We start from the raw sequence: 1,391 nt of genomic DNA, 5'->3' as shown, positions 1-1,391 counted from the left end.
GGGGGTGCGACCAAAAGTGATGCGTGCTGGTCGCTTGTCATGCGGCTTGCTGGATTTGGTCTTGCCAGTACGACTCCCATTGGTCATTGACCCGGTTCAGGCGTAGGGCAAGCATGGCCTCGGCCTGCTCGATGCGCCACCATGCGCCGGGGAGCTTCAGGCGTTGCTGGACGACGTAACGATGTGCACTCTCGATCTCGCCGGAGCCAATCGGCAATCCCTGTTCGTGCGCGCCCTGATAATCGAGCTGATGGCGCCGGTTGCTGAAATAGCGTTGTGCGGCACGCACGGGAGCGTCCGCGTCGGCAACTGTTTCAGGCTCCCCATGAAGTGCCAGTTCTGCCAGTACGGTATCGGACGCGTTGGCCTTGAGCTGTGCTTTTTGCATGCTGAGCCAGACCTTTGGATCCGGGGCGCAGACCTTGGCCGCCGCGGCCAAATAGTCGCATGCATGATAGAAATCGATCAGGAACTGGCCCTGCTGGGCGAATTGCGCGTCGATTTGATCGGCGATCCAGGTCGCTCCGTCGCCGACACCATGCACCCGCGTCTGCGTCCCGAAGCCCGCATGCAGAGCACAGTCAAAGAGCGCCTTCCCGGCCTCATCGACGCCGCCTTGGAGTGTTCCGCCATACCAGGGTGTCGCGCTAACCTGGGCGTGAGCCAGACACAACTTCGCCTCTTTCCACGCCAGGCTTTTCCCGCGACGCTTGTCCGCCTGCGTGGCATTGGGGGTGACAATCGGGATCATCCCCCCGTCGGTTTGCGCCACCACCCAGGGCACACCGGGCGCCTGGGGCCAATCGGTGCTCAGCACCTGCGCCTCGTACATCGTCTGCGCATGTCCCTCGACAACCTGACGGATCCGCTCCACCGGCAAGGTGAACCCATAATGTTCTTGGAGCTTCTTCGCGGCTTGGCGAAACGCCACATCGGCCCCGAAATCCGTGATCACCCGTTGCAGCGACTGAGAGCAACACCGATGCGTCACCTGGGCGCTGAGCGAGAAGCACCGCCGCGTGCGCGTGCCTTCACGCCACACCGGCTCGTCCACCTCGATTACGCCGAACGTACTGTACCAGCAGAGTTTTTTTTAACCCCACGACGCGCATCGCCAGCCTCCATCATGGCCAATGACGTCTGGTTCACTTGGCGCTCGGCCCAGGCTTGAAGGCTCTCCTGCCCAAGACGGCGGATTTCCTCAATCACCCGCCGTTCCGCCGCATCCGCCTGGGCCAGGTCACCGTCAGCATCTTCAACGACCGCCATAAGATGCCTGATACGTTCCTTAAGTTGCGGATAGCGCTTCAGTGCCCGCAACAGCGTGGCGTCGCTCTCATCGAATCGGTCCATGGGGTGCCTCGGCGTAGAAAACTGAAGGGAAACTCAAG

Annotated in this window: 1 protein-coding gene; it reads right to left on the bottom strand. The window is 61.7% G+C overall.

Translation table 11 applies throughout. From position 1 onward, the window contains the following. Nucleotides 1–37: 37 nt before the first annotated feature. Nucleotides 38–1,353 (bottom strand): ISKra4 family transposase gene (locus G3446_RS26715; RefSeq protein ID WP_425338440.1). Its coding sequence is split into 2 segments (ribosomal slippage): nucleotides 38–1,093 and nucleotides 1,096–1,353, totalling 1,314 coding nucleotides; the frame shifts between segments, so codons are not numbered across the junction. Between the last annotated feature and the right edge of the window lie 38 nt (nucleotides 1,354–1,391).

The organism is Thiorhodococcus minor (genome assembly GCF_010820565.1).
In the GTDB taxonomy this organism is placed as follows: domain Bacteria; phylum Pseudomonadota; class Gammaproteobacteria; order Chromatiales; family Chromatiaceae; genus Thiorhodococcus; species Thiorhodococcus minor.
The sequence above is the reverse complement of the archived record's forward strand: the minus strand, read 5'-3'. Positions and strand labels throughout refer to the sequence as shown.